Genomic DNA, 26,482 nt, shown 5'->3' with positions numbered 1-26,482 from the left:
ATTAGGTAAGGCTAACCTAACTTAGCAATCTTTGGAGGCCGTGTGAAGCGCCTTATTCCAGCCGGTTCACGAGTTCGGCGACGGTCTGGGCGGTCATCAGGGTCGCGATCCTCATTCCGGCGCAGCCCGGCTCCCTGCGGATCCGGCGCACCAGTTCCATGGCGAGCAGCGAGTGACCGCCCAGTTCGAAGAAGTTGTCGTGCGGCCCGACCGCGTCCACCTCCAGGACCTCGGCGAACGCCCGGCACAGCAGCGCCTCGCGGTCGTCGTCGCGCCGGACGGCGTGCCCGGCGCCGGCCTGGGTGACCGTACGGGCCTCGAGTGCCACCGGCAGGTCGCTCAGCCGCGTCTCCGGGTCGTCCGCGACGGTCTCCAGCACGTCGAGGAGCGCGCGGAGCATCGTGTCGATCGTGGCCGGATCGAACAGGTCGGCCGAGTAGTCGACGACGAGATGGAGTTCCTCTGCCCGCTCCCTGAAGATGAAGTCCAGGTCGAACTTGGCCGCGGGCGGGCTGAAGAGCGCCTCCCGCTGCCGCAGCCCGGGGAAGCGCACCTCGCCCATGGCCTGGTTCTCGTAGCCGACCATCACCTGGAAGAGCGGGTTGCGGCCGGGCACCCGGGGTGGCCGCAGCGCCTCGACGAGCGCCTCGAACGGCAGGTCCTGGTTGGCCAGACCGGCCAGGTCGGTGTCGCGGACGCGGGCGAGCAACTCGGCGAAGGAGGGGTCGCCCGAGGCGTCGGCGCGGAGCACGAGCGTGTTGACGAAGAAGCCGACCAGGTCACCGGCCGCCTCGTCGGTGCGGCCCGCGACGGGACTGCCCAGCGGGATGTCATCCCCCGCACCCGCGCGGTGCAGCAGCGCGGCGACCGCGCTCTGGCAGACCATGAACATGCTCCCCTGTGCCCCGCGCGCGAGCCCGCGGAGCCGCTCGACCAGCGCCTGGGGCAGCCGCCTGGTCACGGTCGCGCCGCGCTGGCCGACGGTGGCCGGTCTGGGCCGGTCCACCGGCAGCGGGATCTCCGCCGGCATGCCCGACAGCGCCTTCGCCCAGTAGGCGAGCTGGCGGGCGTGCGGGCTGCCCGGGTCGACCGGATCGCCGAGCAGCTCACGCTGCCAGAGCGTGTAGTCGGCGTACTGCACCGTGGGGGGCTCCCCCGTGGGCGCCGCTCCGTCCAGCCGCGCGGCGTAGGCCCGCGCCACGTCCCTGGCGAACGGCCCGAAGGACCACTCGTCGAACGCGATGTGGTGGAAGACCGCGAGCAGTAGGTGCTCGTTCTCCCCCTCCGGGATGAGGGCGACCCGCAGCGGGATCCGGGTGGCCAGGTCGAACGGGCGCGCGATCACCTCCTCCGGCGAGCAGGTCGTGATCTCCAGGGCGGGGCGTGCCGACTCCGGCGGCAGGACCCGCTGGTAGGGCACGCCCTGGTGCTCGGCGAAGACGGTCCGCAGGCTCTCGTGCCTGGCCGTCACGTCGCCGAGCGCGGCCTCCAGCGCGGCCACGTCGATCTCGCCGCTCAGGCGCACGGCCAGCGGCAGGTGGTACGCCTCACGGGGCCCCTCGTCCTCACGCAGGATCTGGTCGAGCAGCCAGAGCCGGCGCTGCGCGTACGACAGCGGGATGCGTTCGGGACGCCGCCGGGGAGTCAGCGGGGGCCTGAGCGCGACACCGGCCGCCTCGTGCAACCGGGTGGCGAGCTCGGCGACGTTCGGCGCCTCGAACAGGTCCCGGATCGCGAGTTCGGCGCGGAGCACCGCGCGGACCCTGCCGACCAGCCGGGTCGCCAGCAGCGAGTGCCCGCCCAGCTCGAAGAAGTCGTCGTCGATCCCGACGCCGGCGACGTCGAGCACCTCGCCGAAGAGCGTGCACAGCAGCTGTTCCACGGCGGTCCTGGCCGCGCGGCCACTGCCGCGCGGCCCCTGCCGGTCGGGGGCGGGCAGTGCCCGCCGGTCCAGCTTGCCGTTGACGGTCAGCGGGAGCGCGTCCAGCGTCATGACCGCGCTCGGCACCATGTAGCCGGGCAGCCGCCGCCTGAGCCCCTCGCGCACCCGGGCGGCGAGCGCCCCGTGGTCGCGGGCCGCCGCCGGGTTGTTCGCGTACGACGCGGGCCTGCGCTCCGGATCGGCCGGCAGGAAGGCGGCCCCGCCGCCGAAGACCGCGTCGTAGTGACCGATCTCGGCCGAGGGGGTGGTCACCACGCCTGGGTCGAGCGCGTACAGCAGTTCGGGTTCGACGCCCCGCGGGGATGCCCGCAGCAGCTCGCGCGCCTCCCCCGCGCAGGCCCCACCCTCGATCGCGCGTAGCGCGGCGAGCTCGGCGGAGAGCCTGGGGTCGGGGATGGCACGCACCCTGAGCGGCCCGGGAAGACCGCCGGACAGCCGGGTGGCCAGGTCGCCGAGGCCCGCCCAGTCCACGACGGAGGTCTCGGTGGGGGGCACGGCGGGTGGCTCGGCGGGTGACTTCCAGAGTGTCACGTCGTAGCGGTGCCTGCTGAGCTCGTTGTGGTGGACGCCGCGCTTGGTACGGACCTCCACCCGCGCGGCCAGGTCGAGGGCTGCGAAGAACGCGGGGTCGAGGAGGAGTTCCTTCTCCATCCGCACCGCCCGGTCGATCACCGCCACACCGACGCCGGCGCCGGCGCCGCCGTCCCTGCCGAGCTGGATCGCCGCGTGCAGGCAGCGCACCGACCGCAGGTCGCGCACGTCGCCGATGAACAGCGCACCTCCGGGGGCGAGCAGGTCCATCGCGGCGGCGATCACGTCGGCGAGGTATCCGGCACCCGGGAAGTACTGGACCACGGAGTTGACGACCACCGTGTCGAAGTGGCCGGCGGGCAACCCCGCGGTGTCGTGGGCGGGCCGGCAGCTCAGCCGTACCGGCGAGCCGGGGCCGAGGTCCGCCTGGAGCTTGGCGATGACGGGGGCCGCGAAGTCGGTACCCCAGTACTCCTCGCAACCGGGGGCGAGCCGTGACAGCAGCAGGCCGGTGCCGACGCCGATCTCCAGCACCCGCCGGGGGTTGAGGTCCTGGATGCGGGCCACCGTGGTGTCGCGCCACTCGCGCATGTGCGCAAGCGGGATGGGCAGCCCGTCGTAGCTGCTGTCCCAGCCCGCGAAGTCCTCGGTGTGGACCGCCGTGCCGATCTCGGTGTACTCGGCGTCGTAGATCTGCCGCCACTCCGCCAGGTGCTCGCGCTCGGCGTCGGGCCGCGCGGCGCCGTCGGGCACCACGTAGCCGATGAGGCGCTTCACACCGGGCACGTCGGTACCGACCGCGATGACGGCCGCCTGTCCGACGCCGGGCTCGGCCGCCAGCGCGCTCTCGACCTCCTCAAGCTCGACCCGGTAGCCGCGGATCTTCACCTGCTCGTCGGTACGGCCCAGGAAGTCGATGTTGCCGTCCTGGCGCACCCGTACCAGGTCGCCGGTCCGGTACATCCGGCCGCCGCCGAAGGGATCGGCCACGAACCGTTCGGCGGTCAGGCCGGGCCGGTCGAGGTAGCCTCGGGCCAGGCCCGCGCCCGCGATGTAGAGCTCTCCCGGCGCGCCCGGCGGTACCGGCCGCAGCCAGCCGTCGAGCACGTAGCCGCGGGTGTTCCAGATCGGCCTGCCGACCGTGGGCGTGGCGCTGTCCTCGGTGCCGCCGCCCAGCGTGTTGATCGTGTACTCGGTCGGGCCGTAGAGGTTGTAGCCGAGCACCCCCTCGGCCCGCGCGAGCCGGTCCCAGACCGCCACGGGGACGGCCTCGCCGCCCAGCAGCACGAGCGGCGGGCGGTGCTCCCCTTCCAGCAGCCCCTCCTCCAGGAGCTGCTGCGCGTAGGTTGGCGTCACGTTGATCACGTCGATCCGGTGACGCCGCAGGTATTCGGTGAGCGCCTCGGCGTCGCGCCGCAGCTCCTCGTCGCAGACGTGCACCTCGTGGCCCTCGATGAGCCAGAGCAGTTCCTCCCACGACATGTCGAAGGAGAACGACACGGTGTGCGCGATCCGCAGCCGGCGCCCGGCCGAGGCCACCACCGGATCGAAGATGTTGGCCCGGTGGTTGAACTGCATGTTGGTCAGACCCCGGTAGGGGGTGACCACCCCCTTGGGGCGCCCGGTGGAGCCGGAGGTGTAGATCACGTACGCCGGGTGGTCCAGCCGGCCCGGCACGTCCCTGCCGAAATCGGGCAGCTCCTCCCCGGTCAGCCCGGTGCCGGGCAGCGTGGCCAGCCTCGCCTGTACGGCCGGGTCGTCGAGCAGGATCGAGTCACCCGGGCAGGTCAGTCCGGCGGCGATGGCACGGTGCGAGACCAGGCAGACCGGGGCGGCGTCGGCCAGCATGAAGTCGAGCCGCTCGGCCGGGTAGTCCAGCTCCAGGGGCAGGTAGGCGGCGCCCGTCTTGAGCACCGCGAACAGCGCGACGACCATCTCCGCCGACCGGGGCAGTGCCAGGGCGACCACCCGCTCGGGGCCCGCTCCGTGCGCCCTGAGCAGCCTGGCCAGGCGGTTGACGGCGGCGTCCAGCTCGGCGTAGGTGAGCCGCACGCCGGGCTGGGAGACCAGGGCCGGCTCGTGCGGGGTGCGCTCGGCCTGCTCGGCGAGCAGCTCGGCGATGGTGAGGCCGGGCACGGGCCGTTCGGCCTCGGCCCAGTCCCGGCGCAGCCGGTCGTGCTCGTCGGGCAGGAGCAGGTCGAGCCGGTGGCAGGGGGTCTCGGGCGCGGCGGCGAGCGTCTCCAGGACCCGCACGTACCGGTCGGTGAGCCGTTCGGTCTCGGCCTCGGTGAAGGCGTCGCCCCGGTACATGACGCGCAGGCCCGCACTGGGCTCGACGACCATGGTGATCGGGTAGTGGGTCGCGTCGCGGACCTGGCGGCCGAGCACTCGCACGTCGCCTCCGGGGCCGAAGCCGCGGTCGGTGGGCATGCCGGGGAAGTTCTGGAACACGAAGAGGGTGTCGAAGAGGGTCCCGAGGCCCGCCACCCGCTGCACGTCGGCGAGCGCGACGTAGGAGTGGTCGAACAGCTCCGACTGGAAGGCCTGCGTCCGTTCCAGCACGGCGCGCAGCGGGTCCGCCGCGCCGGCCCGCACCCGGACGGGGACCGTGTTGAACAGCAGCCCGACGACGGACTCGACACCGTCGACGTCGGGGTGGCGACCGGACACCGAGACGCCGAAGACCACGTCGTCACGGCCGGTGAGGCCCGCCAGCAGCAGTCCCCAGGCACTCTCGTACAGGGCCGCGAGGGTGAGCCCGGACTCTCGGGCGAGGGCACCGAGCCGGGCGGTGAGGCCCTCGGGCAGCGCGCGGTGGATCTCCCCGGCACCGGCGAGGTCGGCCGCCTCGGGCCTGAGCAGGGTCGGCTCGTCGAGCCCGTCCAGAGCGCGGCCCCAGGACTTGATCGCGGCCTGCCGGTCCTGCCCGTTCACCCAGTCGAGATAGGCGTGGAAACCGGCCACGGGGCGGTCCCGCTCGGCGTCGGCGTCGGTGTAGAACTCCAGCAGCGAGGTGACCAGCAGGCCACCCGACCAGCCGTCCAGCAGGATCAGCTCGGAGGTGAGCACCAGCCGGAAGTCGTCCTCGCCCACCCTGGTCAGCGCGAAGCGGATCAGCGGCGGTGAGTCGGGGACGAACGGCCGGGCGCGCTGTGCCTCGACGAACGCCTCCAGCGCCTCCGCCCCGCCGGTCTCGGCATAGGTCCAGTCGACCTCGAACCGCTCCGGGACGAACTGCACGGCCCGGCCGCCGTCGGTGCGGAACCCGGCCCGCAGGTTGGGGAACTTCAGCAGCACCTGGCGCGCGGCCCCGGCAAGGCGGCCGGGGTCGACGGGCCCTGACAGGGTCACCACGGCCTGCTGGACGTAGACGTCGCGGTCCTCACCGGCCAGCATCAGGTGGAACAGCAGTCCTTCCTGCAGCGGCGAGAGCGGCAGCTCGGCCCGCGCCCCAGACGACCCGCCGGGGGCGCCGAGCGGGGGTGCGGTGCCGGCGGTCATGCCCTCGGGGTGAGCCCGCGCGGCGTCGGCGGGCGCGTCACCGGGCACGTCACCGGGCACGTCACCGGGCAGGGCCACCGCGATCCGGGCCAGGGCCTCGACGGTACGCGACCGGAAGACGTCGCGGACCGTGAAGGAGAGACCCGCGCGGCGGGCGCGTCCCACGAGCAGGGCCGCGCTGATGCTGTCGCCGCCGGTGCGGAAGAAGTCGTCGTCGGCGTTGACGCCGTCCCGCCCGAGGGTCTCGGCGACGAGCTCGGTGAGGCCGCGCTCGGCGTCGGTCCGCGGCGCCCTGCCCTCACGGGCCGCCGGCTCGGGCAGCGCCCGCCGATCCAGCTTGCCGTTGGGAGTGAGCGGCAGCCGGTCGAGGCCGACGAGCACGGAGGGCACCAGGTACTCCGGCAGGATCTCGCCGAGCCCGGCGTGCAGCGCGTCGAGGTCGAGGCCGGCCTCACCCACGACGTAGCCGACCAGGCGCGGGCCCGAGCGGGCCGCCACGGCCGCCTGCCGCACGCCGGGCCGGGTGGCGAGCACCGCCTCGACCTCACCGGGTTCGACCCGGAAGCCACGGATCTTGATCTGGTCGTCGGCCCTGCCCAGGAAGTCCAGGGTGCCGTCGCGGCGGCGGCGCACCCGGTCGCCGGTGCGGTAGAGCCGCGAGCCCGGCGGGCCGAAGGGGTTGGCCACGAACCGCTCGGCGGTGCGGGCCGGGTCACCGAGATACCCGCGCGCCAGGCCGTCCCCTGCCAGGTAGAGCTCGCCGACCGGCATCTCGCGGAGCCCGGCGTCCAGCACGTACGCGACGGTGTTGGCGATCGGGACCAGCCCGCCGCCGCCCTCGGCGATCAGGCTGTCCCCGGCCGCCTCCGAGCAGCCGTACAGGTTGACCAGCCGGGCACCGACCCGCTCGGCCAGGGCGGCGGGCAGGGCCTCGCCGCTGCTCACCCACGTGGTCACGGAGCCGAGCTCCCCGGTCTCCAGGAGCGCGGCCAGCAGGCTCGGCACGACGGTCACCAGGTTCACCCCGTGGCCGCGGATCAGCTCGGCCAGGGCGAGCGCGTCGGTGGCGGTCTCGTCGTCCGCGACGACGACGGTGTCACCGGCGATGAGGCCGCCGAGCAGTTCGGTGCTGCCGTCGATGAAGGCCGGGGAGCTCTTGGCCACCCGCACGCCGGCCGCGGCGAGATCGGCGCCCCAGGCGAGCCGGTTGGCCAGCGCCCGCTGGGTCCCGACGACGGCCTTGGGCGTCCCGGTGGACCCCGAGGTGAAGATCACGTACGCGGGGTGGTCGGGGTGGAGCCGGGGCCGGTCGCGGGGCGGCGCCTCCAGGGGCGGCTCGTCGGCGCCGACCACCAGCAGGGGCCGGGCGACTCCGAGCATCATCTCGATCCGGGAGCGGGGATAGGTCGTGTCGATGGGCAGGTAGGCCGCACCGGTCTTGAGCACGGCGAGCAGCGCCACGACGAACTCGGCCGAGCGGGGCAGCGCGATCGCGACGATCTTCTCGGGGCCCGCTCCCGCGGCGGCGAGCCGGTCGGCGAGGGCCTCGGCCCGCGCGTCCAGTTCGGCGTAGCCGAGCACGGTGCCGCCGCAGACGACGGCCGTGGCGTGCGGGGTGCGCGCCGCCTGTGCCTCGATCCGCTCGGCGACGGTGAGCGGGGGGAACTCGCGGACGGTGTCGGGCCTGGTGGCCGGGGCGCCGAGCGACGACAGGCGCCGCGCCGGGTCCTCGGTGACCCGATCGAGCAGTTCGCCGAGGTCGGTGAGCAGGCCGGTGACGGTCCCGGCGTCGAAGAGGTCGGTGGCGTAGGCGACGAACCCCTCGATCCGCTCCTCTCCCTCGGCGAAGTAGATGTCCAGGTCGAACTTGACGCCGCCGGTCTCGGGCAGGAACGGCTCGGCGCGCACGCCGGGCAGCCGCAGCCGCACGTCCTCCAGCCGCTGGTGGACGATCATCACCTGGAACAAAGGGCTGCGGGCGAGCGAGCGCTCCGGTGCGAGCCGCTCCACGACCTGCTCGAACGGCACGTCGGAGTTGGAGAACGCGGCCAGGTCGGTGTGCCGGACCCGCTCAAGCAGTTCGGTGAAGGTCGGGTCCCCCGACAGGTCGGTGCGGAGCACGACGAGGTTGACGAACACCCCGACCAGGTCCGCGAGGTCCGCGTCCGCCCGGCCCGCGATGGGCGAGCCGAGCGCCACGTCGTCGCCCGCGCCCGCCCGGTGCAGGAGCGCGGCCACGGCGGCGTGCAGGACCATGAACACGCTGGTTCCGGTCTCCAGGGCCAGCCTGCGCGCACCGGCCGGCGGCAGCTCGAACGAGGCCGACCCGCCCCGGTGGCTCGCCTCGGCGGGCCGGGGCCGGTCGGCCGGCGGCGTGCTCTCCTCTGGCAGCTCGTGGAGCGTCCGCTCCCAGAAGGCGAGCTGGTCGGCGAACTCGGCGGTCCGGCTCTGCCAGACGGCGTAGTCGGCGTACTGCACGGGCAGCGGGGCCCAGTCCGGCGCGGTGCCCGCGCCGCGGGCGGTGTAGGCGCGAGACAGGTCGGCGAGCAGGGGCGTGAACGACCACTCGTCGGCGGCGGCGTGGTGCTGGAGCACGACCAGGACGGACTCCTCGGCGGAGACACGCAGCAGGGTCGCCCGGATCGGCAGGTCGGCGCCGAGGTCGAAGACGTGCGAGGCGGCCCGTGCCTCGGCGGCGCGCAGCCGCTCCTCGGTCCAGCCGCGTGCGTCCACCGCGTCGAACGCGACCCCGCCGGCCTTCAGGACCCGCTGGACCGGCAACCCGTCGGGGCCCTCCACCAGCAGGGTGCGCAGCGCCTCGTGCCGTGCCACGACGTCGCCGAACGCGGCGCGCAGCGCGTCGACGTCGACCGGGCCGCGCAGGCGCAGGCCGAGCGGGAGCGCGTCGGCGGCCGAGGGGCCGCGCAGCCGCTCCTCGAACCAGAAGCCGCGCTGGGCCGCCGAGGCGGGGACGACCTCGGATCTGGTCACGTCGCGCACCCTCGGCCGGGTGCCCCGCACCAGCCTGGGCGCCAGCGTGGCGACGGTGGGCGCCTCGAAGACGTCGGCGATGGTGAGCTCGGCGTCGAGCGTGGCGCGCACCCGGCCGGCGAGGCGGGTGGCCAGCAGGGAGTGGCCGCCCAGCGCGAAGAAGTCGTCGTCGATTCCCACCTCGATTCCCAGCGTGTCCAGGCCGAGCGTCTCGGCGAAGACCGCGCAGAGCGCCGCCTCGCGGTCGTCGCGCGGCCCCCGGCTCGACACCTGGACCTCGGGCGCGGGCAGCGCGGCCCGGTCGAGCTTGCCGTTGACGGTCCGCGGCAGTTCCTCAAGGGTGACCATCGCACCGGGCAGCATGTACTCGGGCAGCACTCTGGCCGCGGCGGCCCGCAGGTCCGCCTCCCGGAAGCCGGGGCGCGGCACGACGTAGGCGACGAGTCTCCGCTCGCCCGGGCTGTCCTCGCGGACCACGACGGCGACCCACGCGACACCGGGGTGGGCGGCGAGCACGGCCTGCACCTCGTCAGGCTCGATCCGGAATCCGCGGATCTTCACCTGGTCGTCGCCGCGCCCCAGGTACTCCAGCGACCCGTCGCGGCTCCAGCGGGCCAGGTCCCCGGTTCGGTACATGCGCTCGCCCGGCGGGCCGAAGGGGTCGGCGACGAAGCGTTCCGCGGTCAGATCCGGGCGGCCGGCGTAACCGCGGGCCAGCTGCTCGCCCGCGAGGTAGAGCTCCCCGGGGACGCCGACCGGCGCGGGGCGCAGCGCGGGATCCAGGACGTACGCGCGGGTGTTGGGGAACGGGCGGCCGATCCCCGTCGCAGGCAGGTCGGCGGAGGTCGCCCAGACCGTCGCCTCGGTCGGTCCGTACACGTTGACCGCCGACGCCGCCACCGAGTGGAGGGTCCCGGCGAGCGCGGCCGGCAGGGCCTCGCCGCCGACGAGCACCCGCAGCCCGGCGAGGGCGGCCGGCTCCAGCGAGCCCAGCAGCGACGGAGTGCCCTGGACGATGGTCGCCCCGGCGAGCAGGCCGCCCAGCGCCGCGGGATCGCGCACGGTCGCGCGCCCGGCCAGCACGACGGTCGCGCCGCTGATCAGCGGTATGTACAGCTCCAGCGCCGCGATGTCGAAGGCGATCGTGGTCACCGCGACGAGCCGGTCACCGGCGCCCAGGGCCAGGCGCTCCCGCATCGTGAGCAGGAACGCGGTGAGCGCGGAGTGCGGGACGGCCACGCCCTTGGGGCGGCCGGTCGAGCCCGAGGTGTAGATGAGGTACGCCAGGTCGCCGCCTCGGGCCGGGTGTGACGGCTCCGGCTCGGGCAGCGACCCGGACGGTGTCAGCACGGCGGTTCCCTCCGGGAGGAGGGCGGCGGTCTCCGGAGTCGCGATCACGCAGAGCGGGTCCGCGTCCTGGATCATGTAGGCCAGCCGGTCGGCCGGGTGGTCCGAGTCCAGTGGCAGGTAGGCGGCACCGGACTTCAGCACGGCCAGCAGCGCGACCACCAGGTCCGGGGTACGGGGCAGGGCCAGCGCGACGACCCGGTCAGGTCCCGCGCCACGCTCGCGCAGCAGCCGGGCGAGGCCCGAGGCCCGCCGGTCCAGCTCCGCGTAGGTGAGCGTGCCCGACTCACCGTCGACCTCACCGTCGACCTCACCCACGACGGCGACCGCGTCCGGGGTGCGCGCGACCTGCTCCTCGAACAGGGCGGTCACCGTCGTGTCCCGGACGGGACACCCGGTGTCGTTCCACTCCGCCAGCAGGGCCGGCTCGTCCGCGCCGAGCAGCTCCAGGTCGGCGATCCGCAGGTCCGGGCGGCTCAGCGCGCTCTCAAGCAGCGTCTCCAGGTGGACCAGGAGCGCGTCGACGCGCTCGTCGTCGAACAGCTCGCGCCGGAAGGTGGCCTCGACGGTCATGCCCTGTGGCCTGACGAACGCCTCAAGCGACAGGTCGAAGTGGGTGGTGCCGTTGTGGATGTGCGTCCAGCTCGTGGTGACGCCCGGCAGGTCCAGGTCGCCGATCTCCTGGGTGAGGAAGAGCAGCATGGTGTCGAAGAACGGCGACCTGCCGCGCTGCCGGGCGGGCCGCAGCTCCTGGACGATCGTGTCGTACGGCAGCGTCCGGTGGGCGAACCCCTCGGTGCAGGTGTCACGGACCCGGTGCAGGACCTCGCGGAAGGTGGGCGCGCCGGACAGGTCGGTGCGGAGCACGAGGGTGTTGCCGAAGTTGCCGGCCAGCCGCTCGATCTCGGTGTGCTCGCGGTTCATGACCGCCGAGCCGATCGCGATGTCGGTGGCGCCGGTGTAGCGGTACAGCAGCACCGCGTGGGCGGCGAGCATCACCATGTACGGGGTGACGTTCTCAGCGGCGGCCAGCTTCCGCATCCCCTCGGTGACCGCGTCGTCGAAACGGCGGGCCCGGCGTCCGCCCCGCTCGGAGACGGTCGCACCACGCGGGCGGTCGGCGGGCAGGTCGAGGGGCGCGGGCGGCGGGTCGAGGCGCCGCCGCCAGTAGTCCGTCTCCTCGGGAGAGTGCGGGCGGCCCTGTTCCCAGGCGGCGAAGTCCGGATACTGGACGGTCAGCGTGGGAAGCCCGTCGGGCTCCCCCAGGACGGCGGCCCGGTACATCGCCGACAGGTCGCGCGAGAGCGAACCCCAGGTCATGCCGTCCCAGGCGATGTGGTGCACGACCAGGACGAGGGCGTACCTCCGCGCGCCGAGCCGGAGCAGTTCCAGCCGGATCGGCCTCTCGGCGCACAGGTCGAAGGGGAGCGCCGCGAGTCGCCCGGCGCGCGCCTCGGCGTCGGCGCAGTCGCGCACCGGAAGGTCGAGGGAGTCGTCGGCGAGGACGTGCTGCACCGGCCCGCTCTCGTCATGGTCGTCGTAGACGGTGCGCAGCACCGCGTGGCGGCGGATGAGGGCGCGCAGCGCCTCGCGCAGCGCCTCCGGGTCGAGCTCACCCGACATGTGCACCAGCAGGCAGACGTTGTAGGCCGGGCTGGCGGGAAACGTCCGGTGGTGCAGCCACATGCTCTGCTGCGCGTAGGACAGCGGTGCGGGATCGCCGGACCCGCGTGGGACGATCCGGTCCCCGCCGGGGCTGAGCCCCGCCTCGGCCATCATCCGCCGCATCAGTTCGCGCCGCCGTGCGACGTCCTGCTGTTCCCGCACGCTCAACTCTTTCTTTGTGGGTCCGGGGGCCGGACAGCCGCCCCGCCTGAAGGTTAGGTTAGCCTTGCCTATTAAATCGACACAAGGTTAGCCTTACCTAAATTGATCGGATTTTCCGGTCCCTCAGAGGGGTGGGTCTTGTGTCCTTTGGCATCAGTACAGATGAGATGCGCACGGAGGTGGTCGTCGACAGCCCGGTCGATCCGCTGCACCTGGTCGCCCGTCTGGCCGGCTCAGGGCTGTTCGACGACTACACCGTGTACGAAAGACCGGGCCTGTGGACCTTCGCGGGCGGGGTGTCGGGCGAGGTGATCCTCAACCCCGGAGTCGTGCGCAGCCGCTGGCTGGACGGGCCTGCCGTGGACGAGGCCTGGTCGGGCCGGCCGGCCGCGGCGCTGGAGGCGGTGTTCGGCGCGGCCCCCTGGCCGGCCTGGAACGCCTACGGCTGGATCGCGTTCGAGTTCGCCGCGAGCGACCCGGCGGGCCGGCTCGCCCATCTGATCGTGCCTCGCACCGAGGTGCGCATCGAAGCGGGACGCGCGCTGGTGGTGAGCGCCGACGCCGGCGAGGCCGAGCGGGTCGCCAAGCTGCTGTCCGCCCCCGGCGCGTCCCGGATCGCGGCACCGTCGCCGGTCGACGTGCGCTCCGACGGCGACCACTACCGGGCGCGGGTCGCCCAGGCGATCTCCGAGATCGCCGCCGGGCTCTACCAGAAGATCATCGTCTCCCGCCGGCTGCCGATCCCGTTCCCCGTCGACGTCGTCGCGACGTACGTGTGCGGCCGTGCCGCCAACACCCCGGCCCGCTCGTTCCTCCTCGACCTGGACGGCTTCCAGGCCACCGGGTTCAGCCCCGAGGTGCTGGCGAGTGTCGACGGGCACGGCACGGTCACGACCCAGCCACTGGCCGGCACGCGAGCCTTCGGCCGGGGGGAGAGCACGGACTCACTGACCCGCCACGAGCTGGAGAGCGACCCCAAGGAGATCTTCGAGCACGCGGTCTCGGTGCGCACCTCGCAGCAGGAGCTGTATCGGGTGTGCGTGCCCGGCACGGTCCGGGTCACCGGCTTCATGGCGGTGAAGGAGCGCGGCAGCGTGCAGCACCTGGGCTCCAGTGTCAGCGGTGAACTGGCCCCCGGCCGCACCTGCTGGGACGCGCTCGACGCGCTGTTTCCCGGCGTGACCGCCTCCGGCATCCCCAAGCCGGAGGCGATCGACGCGATCACCCGGCTGGAGGAGCGCCGCGAACTCTACTCCGGAGCCGTCCTGACCGTCTCGCGGGACGGGTCGATGGACGCCGCCCTGGTGCTGCGCGCCCTCTACGCCGAGAACGGCCGGGCATGGCTGCGGGCCGGCGCCGGCATCGTGTCCGCTTCGACGCCCGAGCGCGAGTACGAGGAGACCTGCGAGAAGCTCTCCAGCATCGCCCCGTACGTGGTCGCGCGTGCGTGAGGGCGCCTTCCTCAGGTAGCGAACCGCACGAGCCGCCCGGGGGCCGGGTGGCTCGTGCGGGCGGGTGCTCAGCGCAGGCCGGCGGCGAGCTCCTTCTTGCTGACCTTGCCGACCGGGGTGCGGGGGAAGGCGTCGACCAGCTCGACACGGTCGGGCCACTTGTATCCCGCCACGCCGCGTTCCTTCAGGAACCGCTTGATCTCCCGCAGCGTCGGCGCCTGGTCCCGCACGATCAGGAAGGCGCAGGTGCGCTCCCCCATCACCGGATCCGGCGTACCGACCACGGCGGCGTCGTGCACCGCGGGATGGGCCAGCAGGTGGTTCTCCAGTTCCTCGGCCGAGATCTTGTCACCGCCCCGGTTGATCTGGTCCTTGACCCTGCCCTCCACGACGAGATGGCCGGAGGGGAGCATCCGCACCAGGTCTCCGCTCCGGTAGAAACCGTCGGGGGTGAAGGAGCGCGCGTTGTGCTCGGGCGCGCGGTAGTAGCCGCGCAGGGTGTAGGGACCCCGGGTGAGCAACTCGCCGACCTCGCCGGGGGCGACCTCCACGTCGCCGGAGTCGACCACCAGGATCTCGTCGGCCGGCGACAGCGGCCTGCCCTGCGTGGTGTCGACCAGCTCCCGGGGATCGTCCAGGCGGGTGAAGTTGAGCAGTCCCTCGGCCATCCCCAGCACCTGCTGCACCGCACAGCCCAGCACGCCGGGGACCTGCGCGGCCCGCTCGGCCGCGAACTTGGCGCCGCCCACCTGCAGCAGCTCCAGCGACGACAGGTCCTCCTTCGACCAGGACGCCGCCTCCAGCCAGAGCAGCGCGATGGGCGGCACCACCGCGCACACCGTCGCCCTCTCGCGCTCGATGAGGGGGAACGCCTCGTCGGGCGCCCCGGAGGGCGACAGCACGACCGTGCCGCCCTTGGCGAACACCCCGAGGATGCCCGGACAGGCGAGCGCGAAGTTGTGCGCGACCGGGAGCACCACGAGGTAGACGGTCTCGGAGGTGAAGCCACAGACCTCGGCGCCGGCCTCCAGGTTGTAGACGTAGTCGCGGTGAGTGCGCGGGATGAGCTTCGGAAGCCCGGTGGTGCCACCGGAGAGCAGGAACACCCCCACGTCTGCGGGGTCGGGCCGCTCGTAGGACACGTCCGCCCCCGCGCCGGTGCCGAGGTCGGCCAGCGCGCGGAACTCCTGGGCGTCCCCGTCCACCACGACATGTTCCACCGCCAGCGAGCGGGCCAGGTCGCGGTAGTCGAACCCGCCGTGCGTGTCGGGGATGACGTACGCCCTGGCCTCGCTCAGCTCGCACAGGTAGCCGATCTCGCTCCCCCGGTGCGCGGGCAGGGCCAGCACCGGAGCGGCGCCGATCCTGACCAGGGCGAGGAAGACGACGACGAAGGAGGCGGTGTTGGGCAGCTGCACCACGACGCGGTCACCCTGCCGGATGCCCAGCCGCGCGAAGCCGGCGGCGGTGCGTTCGGCGCGGCGATCCAGCTCCGCGTAGGTCAGCCGCTCCTCCCCGGCCACGAGCGCGGTCCGCTCCTTCTCGCCCCCGCCGAGCACATCACCGAGCAGCCGGTCGCCCCAGTAGCCCTCGGCCTGGTAGCGCGCCGCGAACTCCTCGGGCCACGGGGTGAACCCCTCCACCGGTCACCGCCCCGCGATCTGGGCCGCCGCACCGGCGACCGGTTCGGCCGGATCGGAGCCGAGCGCGACGACGCGGTTGGCGCCGTCCACGTGGACGACCTTGGGCCGGTGCGCCTTCGCCTCCGCGGCGTCGAACGTCCCGTACGAGATGATGATGACCAGGTGCCCCGGGTGGACCAGGTGGGCGGCCGCGCCGTTGACACCGATGATCCCGGTGCCGGCCTCACCGGTGATCGCGTAGGTGACGAGACGGGCACCGTTGTCGATGTCGACGACGTGGACCTGCTCACCCTCGACGATGTCGGCGGCGGCCATCAGCTCGGCGTCGATCGTCAGGGAACCCACGTAGTGCAGGTCCGCCTGGGTCACGGTGGCACGGTGGATCTTTCCATTCATAAGGACCCGCTGCACTGCTCTGTCCTCTCTCCCTAAGGTCAACTAAGGTTAGCCTCACCTTACTAACTCTGTCCGCCGAGGAGAACCCCGAAGATGTTGCGCCGCCTGGCCATGGACATCAGCCCGCTGAGAACCAGCAGGGCCTTCCGCGACGTGTTCGTCGCACGTACCGTGTCGGTCTTCGGCATCGGCATGCTCCTGGTCGCGGTGCCCGTACAGGTCTACGCGATGACCGGATCGACGGTACACGTCGGCGCCGTCTCCTCTGCCGAGGGGTTCGCCCTGCTTGCCGGGTTCCTGTGGGGCGGGGTGCTGGCCGACCGGCAGGACCGGCGCCGGTTGATGCTCCTGGCGCGCGGCGCGGCCGGCCTGGGCTTCGCGCTGCTGGCACTGAACGCCTTCCTGCCCTCCCCCTCGCTGGCCGCGATCTACGTGCTCGCGGCCTGGGACGGGCTGGCGACCGGTGTCAGCGTCACCGCACTGCTGGCCGCGACCCCCACCCTGGTCCCCCCGGACAAGCTCGTCGCGGCGGGCGCGCTCAACGCGCTGACCGTACGGCTCGGCTCGATGATCTCTCCCGCGCTCGGCGGCCTGACCATCTCGGCGTTCGGCGTCGGCTGGAACTACGCGGCCGCGGCCTTCGGCACCCTGGTCACCCTCGGCCTGCTGACGAGGCTCCCCGCCCTGAGACCGGCCGTCGTGGTCACCGAGAACCCGTTGAGGGCGATCGCCTCGGGGCTGAGGTTCGTGGCCTCGCACCGCGTCGTCGGCTCGCTCATGCTGCTCGGCCTGCTGTTCATGGTGGCGGGCGGCATCCCGGTGCTCATGCCCGCGTTCGCGACCCTGCAACTGGGCGGCGGCCCGGCCACGATCGGCCTGCTCTACACCGCGCCGGCCTGCGGCGCGGTGCTCGGCTCGCTCACCAGCGGCTGGATCGGGCGGTCACGCGCACCGGGCAGGGCGCTGCTCGCCGCCTCGGTCTGCGGCTTCGTGCTCCTGGCCTGCCTCGGACTGGCCGGGCATCCCGCGCTCGCGGTCGCGATCCTCTTCGGGTACGGCCTCATCTCCTCCATCGAGGAGATCCTCCGCTACGGCCTCATCCAGGCGCACACCCCCGACGGCTACCTCGGCCGGGTGAACGCCCTGTGGTCCGCCCAGGCGACCGGGGGCGAGGCCGTCGGCGCGCTCGGCGCGGGCGCGCTCGGCCGTTACCTGGCACCCGGTGCCGCCATCGTCGTGTACGGAGCGGCCAGCGCCGCGCTGGCGCTGGCCCTGGCCCTCACGCTCACCGGCCTGCGCGGTGCGACCCTGGAGACCGAACCTCAGGACGCCTAGCCGCGCCGCCCCGCGGTGACGACCGGTCAGTCGCCTCCGCCGCCCGTGCCCAGGCGCTCGGCGAGCTCGTCCTCGGACATGCCCTCCACCATGAGCCAGATCTCCGCGACCGCCTCCAGCCTGCCGGAGGTCTCCTCCACCTCGGCGAACCGGCGGGCGACGCCCGAGACGGTCCGCTCGGTGAACAGCGCCCTCAGCGGCAGGGACGAGGTGTCGAGCGCCTCGCGCAGCCGCGCGATGACGGTGGTGGCCAGCACCGAGTCGCCACCGAGCGCGAAGATGTCGTCGTGCGCGCCGACCCGCGGCACGCCGAGCACCTGGCCGACCACCCGGGCGAGCGCCCGCTCCAGCGCCGTGGCCGGAGCGGTGTAGGGCGTGCCCGGCTCCCCCGCAGCGGCGGCGACCAGGGCGGCGAGCGCCTTGCGGTCCACCTTGTTGTTGGCCGTGAGCGGCAGCGCGGCCAGGGGCACCAGCAGGTCCGGGACCATGTGCGAGGGCAGCAGCTCCCGTACGTGGGCGAGCAGCTCCGGCGTTCCGGTCTCCATTTCGGGCTCCTCCGCGAGCACGACCGCGGCGGCCAGCCGTGAGCCGGCGAGCAGGCCGACGGCCCTGCGTACCCGGGGGTGGCTCTCCAGCGCGGTCTCGACCTCGCCGAGCTCGATCCGGAACCCGCGCACCTTAACCTGGTGGTCGCGCCGCCCGAGGAACTCCAGCGTGCCGTCCGGCCGGTATCTGGCCATGTCCCCGGTCCGGTACCAGCGGGTGCCCTCGTGCACGACGAAACGGTCGGCGGTGCGCTCGGCGTCGCCGGTGTAGCCGTCCGCGACACCGGCGCCGCCGATCCACAGCTCGCCCCGCACCCAGTCGGGACGGTCGCGCCCGATCTCGTCCACGACCCGGCAGGCCACTCCCCGCAGCGGCACGCCGTAGGGGACCGCCGTCCAGTCGGCGGGCACCTCACCGTCGACCTCCAGCACCGTCGAGTGGATGGCCGTCTCCGTCGTACCGCCGAGCGCGACGAACCGGCACCTCGGCGAACGGTCACGCAGCAGCGCGGGCAGGTGGGTGCCGACCCAGTCGCCGCCGAGCAGGACCAGCCGCAGGCTCGGTACGGGGCCGATCCGCAGCAGCATCTCCAGCACCGAGGGCACGCAGTTCAGCACGGTCACCGACCATCGCTCGACCAGCTCGGCCCAGCGGGTGGCGTCGCGCCGCCCGTCCTCTTCCGGGATCACCACGGCGCCACCGCTGGACCAGGGCGCGAACAGGTCGAACACCGACAGGTCGAAGTCGAGGGCCGACACCGCGAGCGAGACGTCCGCCTCACCGAGCGAGAACCGCTCGACCAGGTCTCCGATCGTGTTCATCGCGGCCAGGTGCGAGACCTCCACCCCCTTGGGCTCCCCGGTGGAGCCCGAGGTGAACAGCACGTAGCCGACCTGCCCGGGAGGAACGGGCACCGGTCCTTCCAGCGGCGCGGGGTGCGTCACGGCCGCGGTGAGCGAGACCACGACTCCCGCCGCCTTCAGGATCCTCTCCCGGCGGGCGTCGGGCTGTCCGGGCCCGACGGGTACGTACGCGGCGCCGGCTGCCAGCGTGCCGAGCACCGCGACGGCCTGGTCGGGTCCCTTGGGTAGTTCGACCGAGACGCGGTCGCCGGGCCGCACCCCCCGCTCGGCGAGGTGGGCGGCGACGCGCAGGGCGCGGTCGGCCAGCTCGCCGTAGGTGAGCGTGCCGTCGGTGCCCCAGTGCAGCGCCGCCAGGTCCGGAGTACGCCGGGCCCGCGCGAAGAACCCCTCGTGCAGCGTCCGCGCGGGTGGCGGCGGCTGGGCGTTGAGCTCGTGCCGCCGGCGCAGCTGGTCCGGCGGGGCACCGATCCCCAGCGGCTCGCTCCAGTCGGCGCCCGGCGCGCCCAGGCGGGTGATCGCGCCCGTGTAGGCGGCGAACATCGCGTCGGCGACGCCGTCGGGGAAAGCCGGATCGCGCACGTCCCAGTTCAGCAGCAGGCCATCGGAGACCTCGGTGACCTGGGCGTCCAGCAGCACCTGCGGCCCCTGGGAGATGATCCATCCCGGCTCGCCGAAGCTGCGCCGCGCCCGCTCCCCGAACAGCTCGCCGAGGTTGAGAGCGCTGGTGTAGACGATCGGGGCCAGCACCTGCTCGCCCCGCGCCCGCGACAGGTCTCTCAGCACCTCCACCCCGGAGTAGTCGCTGTGCTCACCGGCCCTGTGCAGCAGCGCCTGCAGCTCGCGGGCGCGCTCGACGAACGGCAGTTCCCGCGACAGGTCCGCCTCCAGCAGGACGGAGCCGGTGAAGTCACCGACCAGGGCGTCCACGTCGGGGTGGATGGGCTCGCGGTGGAAGAGCGGCAGGTTCAGCAGGAAGCGCGGGGTCGCCGACCAGGCCCCCATCACCTCGGCGAAGACCGCGGCGAGCGCCATCGCCGGCGTGACACCCTCGCGGTGCGCGCGGGCGATCAGCCGCTGCCGGCCCTCGGGGGGCAACCAGTGGTGTTCGCGCACGACCTTCTCCCCCGGGAGCGGCACGACCGGCAGCTCCGGCGGCCCGGACAGCTCGCCGAGCCGCTCGCCCCACCACCTGCGGTCCCGGTCGCGGGCCTTCGCGCGGGGGTCGGCGGCGAGATAGCGCGCGTAGCCGTAGTCGATCGGCGGCAGGTTCTCGCCCTCGTACAGCGCGGCGAGGTCGGCCAGCAGCGTGCGGTAGCTCATCGCGTCGGCGGCGACCATGTCGACGTCCAGGTGCAGCCGCGCGGCCCCGGAGGGCAGCAGGCTCAGCCGCGCGTCGAAGACCCGGCCCGTCTCGATGGGAAGCCGTTGGGTGGACATCTGGGCGCGCAGCCGTTCCAGCTCCTGTTCGGAATCCGGCGCGGCGCGCAGGTCGTGCACCGTGACCGCGGGTCCCGGCCGCTCCGGCAGGACGCGCTGGGTGCCGTCGTCGCAGACGGCGACCCGCAGCATCGGATGCCGCTCGACGAGTGCCAGGACCGCCCTCTCAAGGCGTCCGGGGTCGATCTCGCGGCCGTCGAGCTCCACGTAGAGGTGTGCGGCGACGGAGCCGAGTGACTGGCCTGAGTCGCGGCCGATCCAGTAGGCGTGCTGCATGAGCGCGAGAGGGAACGACTCGCCCGGCTCCGTGGCCTCCCGCTCGGGATCGGGAACGCGGTCCTGGCCTGAACTCGGAACCGGGGCGAGGGCACCGCGTTCGGCGAGTAGCTCCCACCACTCGGCCAGCGTGGGCCGCCGCGCGAGTTCGGCGAAACCGATCTCGACGCCGAGGCGGCGCAGGCGGCCGGTCAATCCCATCAGCTGGATCGAGTCCATGCCCAGTTCGATGAGATTGTCGTCCGCCGCCACCGGCTCTCCGAGCAGTTCTGTCAGCGAATCACGCAGTTCTTCTCTGGTCAGCACAGAGCCCCCCTTAAGTTAGGTAAGGCTAACCTAATTTAAGGATGTTCGGGCGTCAACGCTCGCCTCCGGCCAACCGTGCGACCCGCTCACGCCCGCCCCCGCATCCCCTCGGCCGACAGCAGCCAGATCAGGTAGACGCCGCCCAGCACACCGGTGACCACACCGACCGGCAGCGTGACCGGCAGGTGCAGCGTCGCCAGGTCACTGAGGACGAGCAGCGCCGCGCCCGTCAGCGCGGCCGGCACGAGCTGCGTGCCGGGCCGGCGGGTGAGCCTCCGCACCAGCTGCGGTGCGGCCAGCGCGACGAACGGGACCGGTCCCACCGCCGCGGTCGCCACCGCCACCAGCCCCACGCCTGCCACCACCAGCGCGGCCCGCGTCCGCTGGACCGGCACACCGAGCGCCTGGGCCGCGTCGTCTCCGAGCTCCCCCATCCGCAGCCGGCGCCCGAACGCCAGCGCGACCGGGACGAGCACGGCCATGGCCATGGCCAGCGGCCACGCGTGCGGCCAGCCCCTGCCGGTCAGGCTGCCGGTGAGCCAGAACGCCGCCTCATACGCCTCGCGCAGTTCGGCCCGGGTGACGAGGTAGGCGTTGAACGACTCCAGCATCGCGGCCGCGGCGACCCCGACCAGTACCAGCCGGTAGCCGTGCACCCCGCCGCGGTAGGCGACCAGGTAGACGGCGAGCGCCGTCAGCACCGCGCCGAGGACGGAGCTGGCCGCGATGGCGGCGGTGCCGCCGCCGACGACCAGGATCTGCAGCAGCGCACCGGTGGCCGACCCCGTGGTGAACCCGATGAGGTCGGGACTGCCCAGCGGGTTGCGCGTGATGCTCTGGAAGATCGCACCGCTCAGGCCCAGGGCCGCCCCGGCGAGCAGGCCGGTGACGGCCCTGGGCAGGCGCAACGTGAGCACGATGAACTCCGTCGCGTGCTCTCCCCGCCCGGCCAGCGCCTCCACCACCTCGGTGACGGGGATGGGGAAGTCTCCACTGCCGACCGCGAGCACCGCCGCCCCCAGCGCGACGCCCGCCAGCACGACGCACACGGCGACGGCCCGCGGCCGCCACCGCACGGACATGCTCCCGACGCGCAGGACACGATTCACGCTCACAGCTGGGGAACCCTTCCGCGACGGACCATCAGTGCCAGCAGGGGTGCGCCCAGGAACGCGGTGACGATTCCCGTCTCCAGCTCGCCGGGCGCCGCGACCACGCGACCGACGATGTCCGCGCCGAGCAGCAGCACCGGCGCCAGCAGCAGCGAGTACGGCAGCACCCAGCGCTGGTCCGGGCCGGCCAGCGCCCGGGCCACGAAGGGCACCGCCAGCCCGACGAAGGCGATCGGCCCCACCGCCGCCGTGGCGGCGCCGCACAGCACCACGACCGCCAGCGCCCCCAGCGCGCGGGTCCGGCCCGCGCGTACGCCCAGCGCCTGTCCCGTCTCCTCCCCCAGGGCCAGCGCGTTGAGCGGGCGCGCCAGGCAGAGCGCCAGCACCGCCCCCGCCAGCAGGAACGGGCCGACCTGCGCGAAGACGCCGAGGTCGCGTCCGGACAGCGAGCCCACCTGCCAGAACCGGAAGCCGTTGAAACCACGCGGGCTGAGCAGCATCACCCCCGCCGTCAGCGAGCTGAACACCGCGTTGATCCCGGCTCCCGCCAGGACCAGCCGCGCGGGGGTGGCACCGGAACGGCCGCGCGACCCGATCACGTAGACCAGCAACGCGGCCCCGGCGGCCCCGAGGAACGCCGCCCACACGTAGACGAGGACCTCGTCCACCCGGAACAGGCCGACCACCGTCACGACCGCCATCGCCGCGCCGCCGTTGACGCCGAGCAGGCCGGGCTCGGCCAGGGGGTTACGGGTCAGCGCCTGCATCAGCGCGCCCGCCAGGCCGAGCGCCGCCCCCACGGCCACCCCCAGCAGCGTGCGCGGCAGCCGCAGCTCCTGGATGATCAGCGCGTTCTCCGAGCCGTCGGGAGCGAACACACCCGAGAGGACCTGGTCCAGCGGGATCTGCTTGGCGCCGATCGCGATGCCTGCCAGCACGGTGAGCAGCAACAGGCCACCGAGCAGACACAGGCCGGTCAGCCGTCTCCGGATATACGCGCTCTTCGCGGGGGGAGCCACAGAGATTAAGTTAGCCTAACCTAACAAGAATGGCGACGTACGGCCCCGAGCCTGCTCTTCGGCCTACACCCCGAGCCGATTGCCGCGGCGCTCCCTTGCCGCTTGCCCGGAGCCTGGCGACGCGAGAAGGCGGCCGAGGTCAGGAGATCTTTGTGAAGGTCATGTCCATCCAGTGCCGCCAATCCGAGCCATTGTCGACGCGTTCCCACCTGGCCGTCATGGTGTTGCGATCTTCAGCGATCACCAGTGTGGCCCGTTCTGTTTCACCGGTGAACGTCCAGACGCCGTCGTCGTTCACGCTCGCCCGCATCGTGACGAAGTTGCCCCGGTTGTCGAAGGAGCGCATGGGATAGGTCCGGGTCGCCGGATCGTAGGGGCCTATCATTTCGATGACTTCGACCTTGTCATCGTTGATGCGCACGTCCACACGGTGGATGAGGAAGAACCCACCCCCCAACCACTCGTATGTGTCGAATCCGGCGATCTGGATCACAGGTTCGACCGGAGTGGCGACCGCCTGCCCCTGTGAACGCCACCGGCCGACCAGCGCGTTCAGGCGCTCGTTCTCTGTCGTCGAGGCTCGATTCCTGTCAGTCATGACGTGTTTCCCCTGATCCGAAAAGTAGGTAAGATGTTGCTTAAATACTTACAATAGCTCCGGCGGATGCCGCAAGCGGACCCGAGGGAAGGCGGTGGACGGTGGACGAGGCGTTGCGAGCGGTCGCCGACCCAACCCGTCGCACGATCCTTATGCTGGTACGCGACCGTGAAGTATCGGCGGGCGACATTGCCCGGCATTTTTCCGATATCAGCCGCCCGGCGGTCTCCCAGCATCTGCGGATCCTGTTCACAGCCGGGCTCCTCGACATCCGTCGCGCCGGTAACCGGCGTTTCTATCGGCTACGCCCCGAAGGGCTCGCCGAGGCGGCGACGTTCCTGGAGACGATGTGGTCGGCCCCGCTTGGCCGGCTCAAGGACGCGGCCGAGCGAGAGGAACACGTGCGCACCGGTGAGGACGACGTGAAGGGATCATGATGAGCGCCAGGGAGAGCAGGACGATCGAGCAGACGTTGCGCATCCAGGCCCGGCCCGAGACGATCTGGCCGTTCTTCACCGATCCGGCCCGCTTGGCCCAATGGTGGGGTGCGGCAGAACTGGACGCCCGCTCTGGCGGCGCCTTGCGCGTGTACATGCAGGAAGGTCCGCGCCCGGTGATGTGCGGCCAGTTCGTCGAACTCGTGCCCTATGAACGGATCGTCTTCACCTTCGGATGGGAAGCCGCTCCCGGAGTGCCCGACATCCCGCCCGGCAGCTCCCGCGTCGAAATCACCCTCGTCCGAGATGGCGGCGGCACCAAGCTCACCCTACGACACAGCGGCCTGCCACCCCTGCTCGAGCACGAGACCAGCCACGGCTGGAGGCACCTACTCCACCGCCTCGGCGAAACAGCGGAACGCCAGTGCTGCTGACCATCGCAATGCGCACCACTACGCCGAGGCTTGTCTTCGCGCGGCGGGGCTGTTCGCCACCCTGCTTGCCGGAGGCGCTCTGGCAGCGACCCGGCCGCCCCACCCGGTGCGGCGAATCCCGACACCGAGGGCCGGCACGGGCCGTCACGACCGGCTCCGCCCCGCTCGGCGCGACGAGCGGGGCGAGAACCGGCCCCGCGGGCGAGCTACCCGGCCACCGCCCCGCGCGAAGCGCCGAGGTGCGCCGGAATCGCGGGAGTCGCCACCTCACGCCACGTCGAGCCGGGTGGCGTCTCCATCCGCGAGCGGATCCCCACGGTTTCGAGCGCCCGGCGATAGGCGTTCGTCTGCCTCTCCGGCGATCCGGCCCGACCCCAGAGGTCGCCGATCTCGCGCCAGAGCCTGGCCGACTGCCTGTCAGTGAGGGAGGCCGGATCGGCGAGTGCCTCCTGCGCCTCCGCCAGCGCCGGGCCGCCGTCTTTGGAGCGTGCCAATGCAAGCTCGGCCAGGACGACGTACGCCATGGCCGGCACCGCCCCGCGCACACCGGCGAGCAGGCCGAGAGCCCGGTCCGACAGGTCGGCGGCGGCGTCCACGTCGCCGGCGCGCAGCCGCACGCGGGAGAGCACGATCAGGCTCCGGGCGTGTTCGACCGCCCCGGGTGACAGGCGCGTGAGAACCTCGGCCGCGGAGGCGGCGAACTCGCCCGCCCGGTCAAGGCCGGCGTCCTCGGGGCTCGCGGCGACGATCCACGCCCAGCACATCGCGCTCCGGGCGTAGTCGGAGGCCATCCGAGTGGACCGGCCGGCGGCGATGGCGTCCTCCGCGAGCCGCAGGGCCAGCGCGGAGTCCTTCTCCGCCGCGGCCGCGCTGGCCTGCCACAGGCCGAGAACCTCCGGACCGCGGTCGACGGCCTCGGGCACGCCGGACGCCGACAGCACGCGCTCGGCATATGCCAGGTCGACCTCCGTCTCGGCGAGCACCACGGCGAGGTCGAGAGCCAGGGCGCCCTGGTCGAGCCCGAGCCGGACGGCCTGCGTCAGAGCGTTCAGCCCGAGATCCCGGGCGCGTAGCGCGTCCCCGGCTCGGTGGTAGCAACGGCAGAGCGCCACGACGACCGGCAGGTCGGCAAGGCGCTCGGGATGCGCCGCGGCCTCGCGGCGAAGCCGCTCGTAGGCCTCGACCGCCTGCGCCGTGTACCCCTGGGCCTCCAGCGCACGAGCCCGGCCGAACCTCGCCTGCGCGGCGAGCGCCGCGTCGTCGTCGCCCGCGGCCCTGACCGTTTCCGCGAAACGGTCGGCCGCCACGGCCGGATCCCCGTGACACAACTCCAGTTCGGCGTGGCGCAGGGCGAGCCCGGTGTCGACGCGCTGGTGCGGCTCGATCCCGTGGAGCAGGAACTCGACACCGCAGCCGAGCCGCTCGGCGAGCAGGCGCGTGACGTTCGGAGTGGGATTCCGCTTCCCTGACTCGATGAGCGAGACATAGCTGTCAGACAGGTCGGGCCCGGCCAGCTGTGCCTGGGACATGTGCTTGCTCAACCGCAATCTGCGGATGCGGTCACCGATGCTTGCTTGACTGACCATCAGCACACCCGTTCCGCCGGCGGCACGATGAGATCCACGCCCCACTCCTTACGCACGGTTTATTGTCAATTACAGTAGATCGTACTGCCCTTTGTGGCCAGCATTGTCGCGGCCCAAATGAGATCACGAACAGCTCACGACCTCGCCCGGCCCCGCCATGAGATCGCAGCCGTGCGCGCGACCACGACGGTCGCGGCCCGTCTCTGACCCCGTCGCGAGGTCCCCGGTACGGGTGAGCGGTCATGGCCGTTCCCGTCCGCTTTCCGTTGCCACCTCGGTGAGGGCGGCCAGCCGGGACGACAGGAACTCCCGCTCCGCCTCGTTGCCGGCGAGACCGAGGGCGGCCCGGTCCGCCCCGGTGTCACGGTCATGGCCGGGTGACGTGCCTGGGACCTCAGGCAGGTGTGAGGATCACCACCGGGATGTCGCGGTCGGTCTTGCTCTGGTAGCCGGCGTACTCGGCGTGGATGCCGACCATCTGCCGCCACAGCGCGGGCTTCTCCTCGGCGGTCGCGGTCCGCGCGAGGGCCGTGAACGTCTCGGCTTCCACCTGCACCTCGACCTGGGGCAGGACCAGCAGGTTGTGGTACCACAGCGGGTGGCCGGTGGCCCCTCCGTTGGAGGCGACGACCACGTAGGCGCCACCGTCACGGCCGTAGATCAGCGGGGTGCGCCGGCGCACCCCGGACCTGCGGCCGACCGTCGTCAACAGCAGCGTCGGCCGGCCGTGATAGAGGTGGCCCTCCGCGCCGTTCGACTCGACGTACCTGCGGGCGTGCTTGGCGACCCAACCGGTGGGAGAGTCGGTGATCTCATCGCTCATGCCGCGCACGCTATCGGCCACCGGCGACATTTCTTGATCCGATTCTTCCTGCCCGCACCCGCGAGGGGTCTCCCGGAGGGC

Annotated in this window: 13 protein-coding genes; 4 read left to right on the top strand and 9 right to left on the bottom strand. The window is 72.9% G+C overall.

Annotated features, from left to right (window positions below; genetic code table 11):
* Positions 1–52: 52 nt before the first annotated feature.
* The gene (locus ACQP0P_RS22340; RefSeq protein ID WP_433380275.1) at positions 53–12,139 is read right to left on the bottom strand and encodes an amino acid adenylation domain-containing protein; all 12,087 of its coding nucleotides are present in this window, start codon (positions 12,137–12,139) and stop codon (positions 53–55) included.
* A gap of 167 nt (positions 12,140–12,306) precedes the next feature.
* Between ACQP0P_RS22340 and ACQP0P_RS22335 the strand changes: the two genes are divergently transcribed.
* A complete protein-coding gene (locus ACQP0P_RS22335) occupies positions 12,307–13,590 on the top strand; it encodes a salicylate synthase (RefSeq protein WP_433380272.1) in 1,284 nt (427 codons plus the stop codon).
* A gap of 68 nt (positions 13,591–13,658) precedes the next feature.
* Here ACQP0P_RS22335 and ACQP0P_RS22330 read toward each other — a convergent pair whose 3' ends face one another.
* Positions 13,659–15,233, bottom strand: coding sequence for a (2,3-dihydroxybenzoyl)adenylate synthase (locus tag ACQP0P_RS22330; RefSeq protein ID WP_433380269.1), 1,575 nt, complete (start codon positions 15,231–15,233; stop codon positions 13,659–13,661).
* Positions 15,234–15,236: 3 nt separating this feature from the next.
* Positions 15,237–15,644 carry an aspartate 1-decarboxylase gene (gene panD / locus ACQP0P_RS22325; RefSeq protein ID WP_350923836.1) on the bottom strand — a complete coding sequence of 136 codons (408 nt, stop codon included), beginning with the start codon at positions 15,642–15,644 and terminating at the stop codon, positions 15,237–15,239.
* A gap of 78 nt (positions 15,645–15,722) precedes the next feature.
* Here panD and entS point away from each other — a divergent pair, with 78 nt between their 5' ends.
* Positions 15,723–16,964, top strand: coding sequence for an enterobactin transporter EntS (gene entS / locus ACQP0P_RS22320; RefSeq protein WP_433380265.1), 1,242 nt, complete (start codon positions 15,723–15,725; stop codon positions 16,962–16,964).
* A gap of 26 nt (positions 16,965–16,990) precedes the next feature.
* On the opposite strand, the gene ACQP0P_RS22315 is transcribed toward entS, so the two are convergent.
* The 4 genes from ACQP0P_RS22315 to ACQP0P_RS22300 all read right to left on the bottom strand — a co-directional run bounded on the left by ACQP0P_RS22315 (position 16,991) and on the right by ACQP0P_RS22300 (position 23,121).
* Positions 16,991–20,392, bottom strand: coding sequence for an amino acid adenylation domain-containing protein (locus ACQP0P_RS22315; RefSeq protein WP_433380262.1), 3,402 nt, complete (start codon positions 20,390–20,392; stop codon positions 16,991–16,993).
* Between the two features lie 86 nt (positions 20,393–20,478).
* Complete coding sequence (locus tag ACQP0P_RS22310; protein WP_433380259.1) at positions 20,479–21,507, bottom strand: FecCD family ABC transporter permease; 1,029 nt, start codon at positions 21,505–21,507, stop codon at positions 20,479–20,481.
* A complete protein-coding gene (locus ACQP0P_RS22305; protein WP_433380256.1) occupies positions 21,504–22,523 on the bottom strand; it encodes a FecCD family ABC transporter permease in 1,020 nt (339 codons plus the stop codon). Before ACQP0P_RS22305 ends, ACQP0P_RS22310 begins: the two co-directional genes overlap by 4 nt.
* A gap of 139 nt (positions 22,524–22,662) precedes the next feature.
* On the bottom strand, positions 22,663–23,121 hold the full coding sequence (locus ACQP0P_RS22300) for a DUF1579 family protein (protein WP_433380253.1): 459 nt from the start codon (positions 23,119–23,121) through the stop codon (positions 22,663–22,665).
* A 101-nt stretch (positions 23,122–23,222) separates the two neighbouring features.
* On the opposite strand from ACQP0P_RS22300, the gene ACQP0P_RS22295 reads away from it, so the two are divergent.
* Positions 23,223–23,558 carry an ArsR/SmtB family transcription factor gene (locus tag ACQP0P_RS22295; protein WP_433380250.1) on the top strand — a complete coding sequence of 112 codons (336 nt, stop codon included), beginning with the start codon at positions 23,223–23,225 and terminating at the stop codon, positions 23,556–23,558.
* Positions 23,555–23,992, top strand: coding sequence for an SRPBCC family protein (locus ACQP0P_RS22290; protein ID WP_433380247.1), 438 nt, complete (start codon positions 23,555–23,557; stop codon positions 23,990–23,992). Before ACQP0P_RS22295 ends, ACQP0P_RS22290 begins: the two co-directional genes overlap by 4 nt.
* Before the next feature lie 206 nt (positions 23,993–24,198).
* Here the strand turns inward: ACQP0P_RS22290 and ACQP0P_RS22285 are convergent, their stop codons facing one another.
* Entirely contained in the window at positions 24,199–25,578 is a 1,380-nt protein-coding gene (locus tag ACQP0P_RS22285; RefSeq protein WP_433380244.1) for a helix-turn-helix domain-containing protein, read from the bottom strand.
* A gap of 394 nt (positions 25,579–25,972) precedes the next feature.
* Positions 25,973–26,401: a nitroreductase family deazaflavin-dependent oxidoreductase gene (locus ACQP0P_RS22280; protein WP_433380241.1), complete on the bottom strand. Its 429-nt coding sequence runs from the start codon at positions 26,399–26,401 to the stop codon at positions 25,973–25,975.
* Between the last annotated feature and the right edge of the window lie 81 nt (positions 26,402–26,482).

The organism is Streptosporangium sp. CA-115845 (assembly GCF_050943795.1).
GTDB lineage: Bacteria > Actinomycetota > Actinomycetes > Streptosporangiales > Streptosporangiaceae > Streptosporangium.
The sequence above is the reverse complement of the archived record's forward strand: the minus strand, read 5'-3'. Positions and strand labels throughout refer to the sequence as shown.

Excerpts from the sequence above, each read along its gene's own strand:
- ACQP0P_RS22300 (WP_433380253.1), bottom strand. The coding sequence starts at position 23,121 with ATGACTGACAGGAATCGAGCCTCGACGACAGAGAACGAGCGCCTGAAC.
- ACQP0P_RS22280 (WP_433380241.1), bottom strand. The coding sequence starts at position 26,401 with ATGAGCGATGAGATCACCGACTCTCCCACCGGTTGGGTCGCCAAGCAC.
- ACQP0P_RS22335 (WP_433380272.1), top strand. The coding sequence starts at position 12,307 with ATGCGCACGGAGGTGGTCGTCGACAGCCCGGTCGATCCGCTGCACCTG.
- entS (WP_433380265.1), top strand. The coding sequence starts at position 15,723 with ATGTTGCGCCGCCTGGCCATGGACATCAGCCCGCTGAGAACCAGCAGG.
- ACQP0P_RS22290 (WP_433380247.1), top strand. The coding sequence starts at position 23,555 with ATGATGAGCGCCAGGGAGAGCAGGACGATCGAGCAGACGTTGCGCATC.
- ACQP0P_RS22285 (WP_433380244.1), bottom strand. The coding sequence starts at position 25,578 with ATGGTCAGTCAAGCAAGCATCGGTGACCGCATCCGCAGATTGCGGTTG.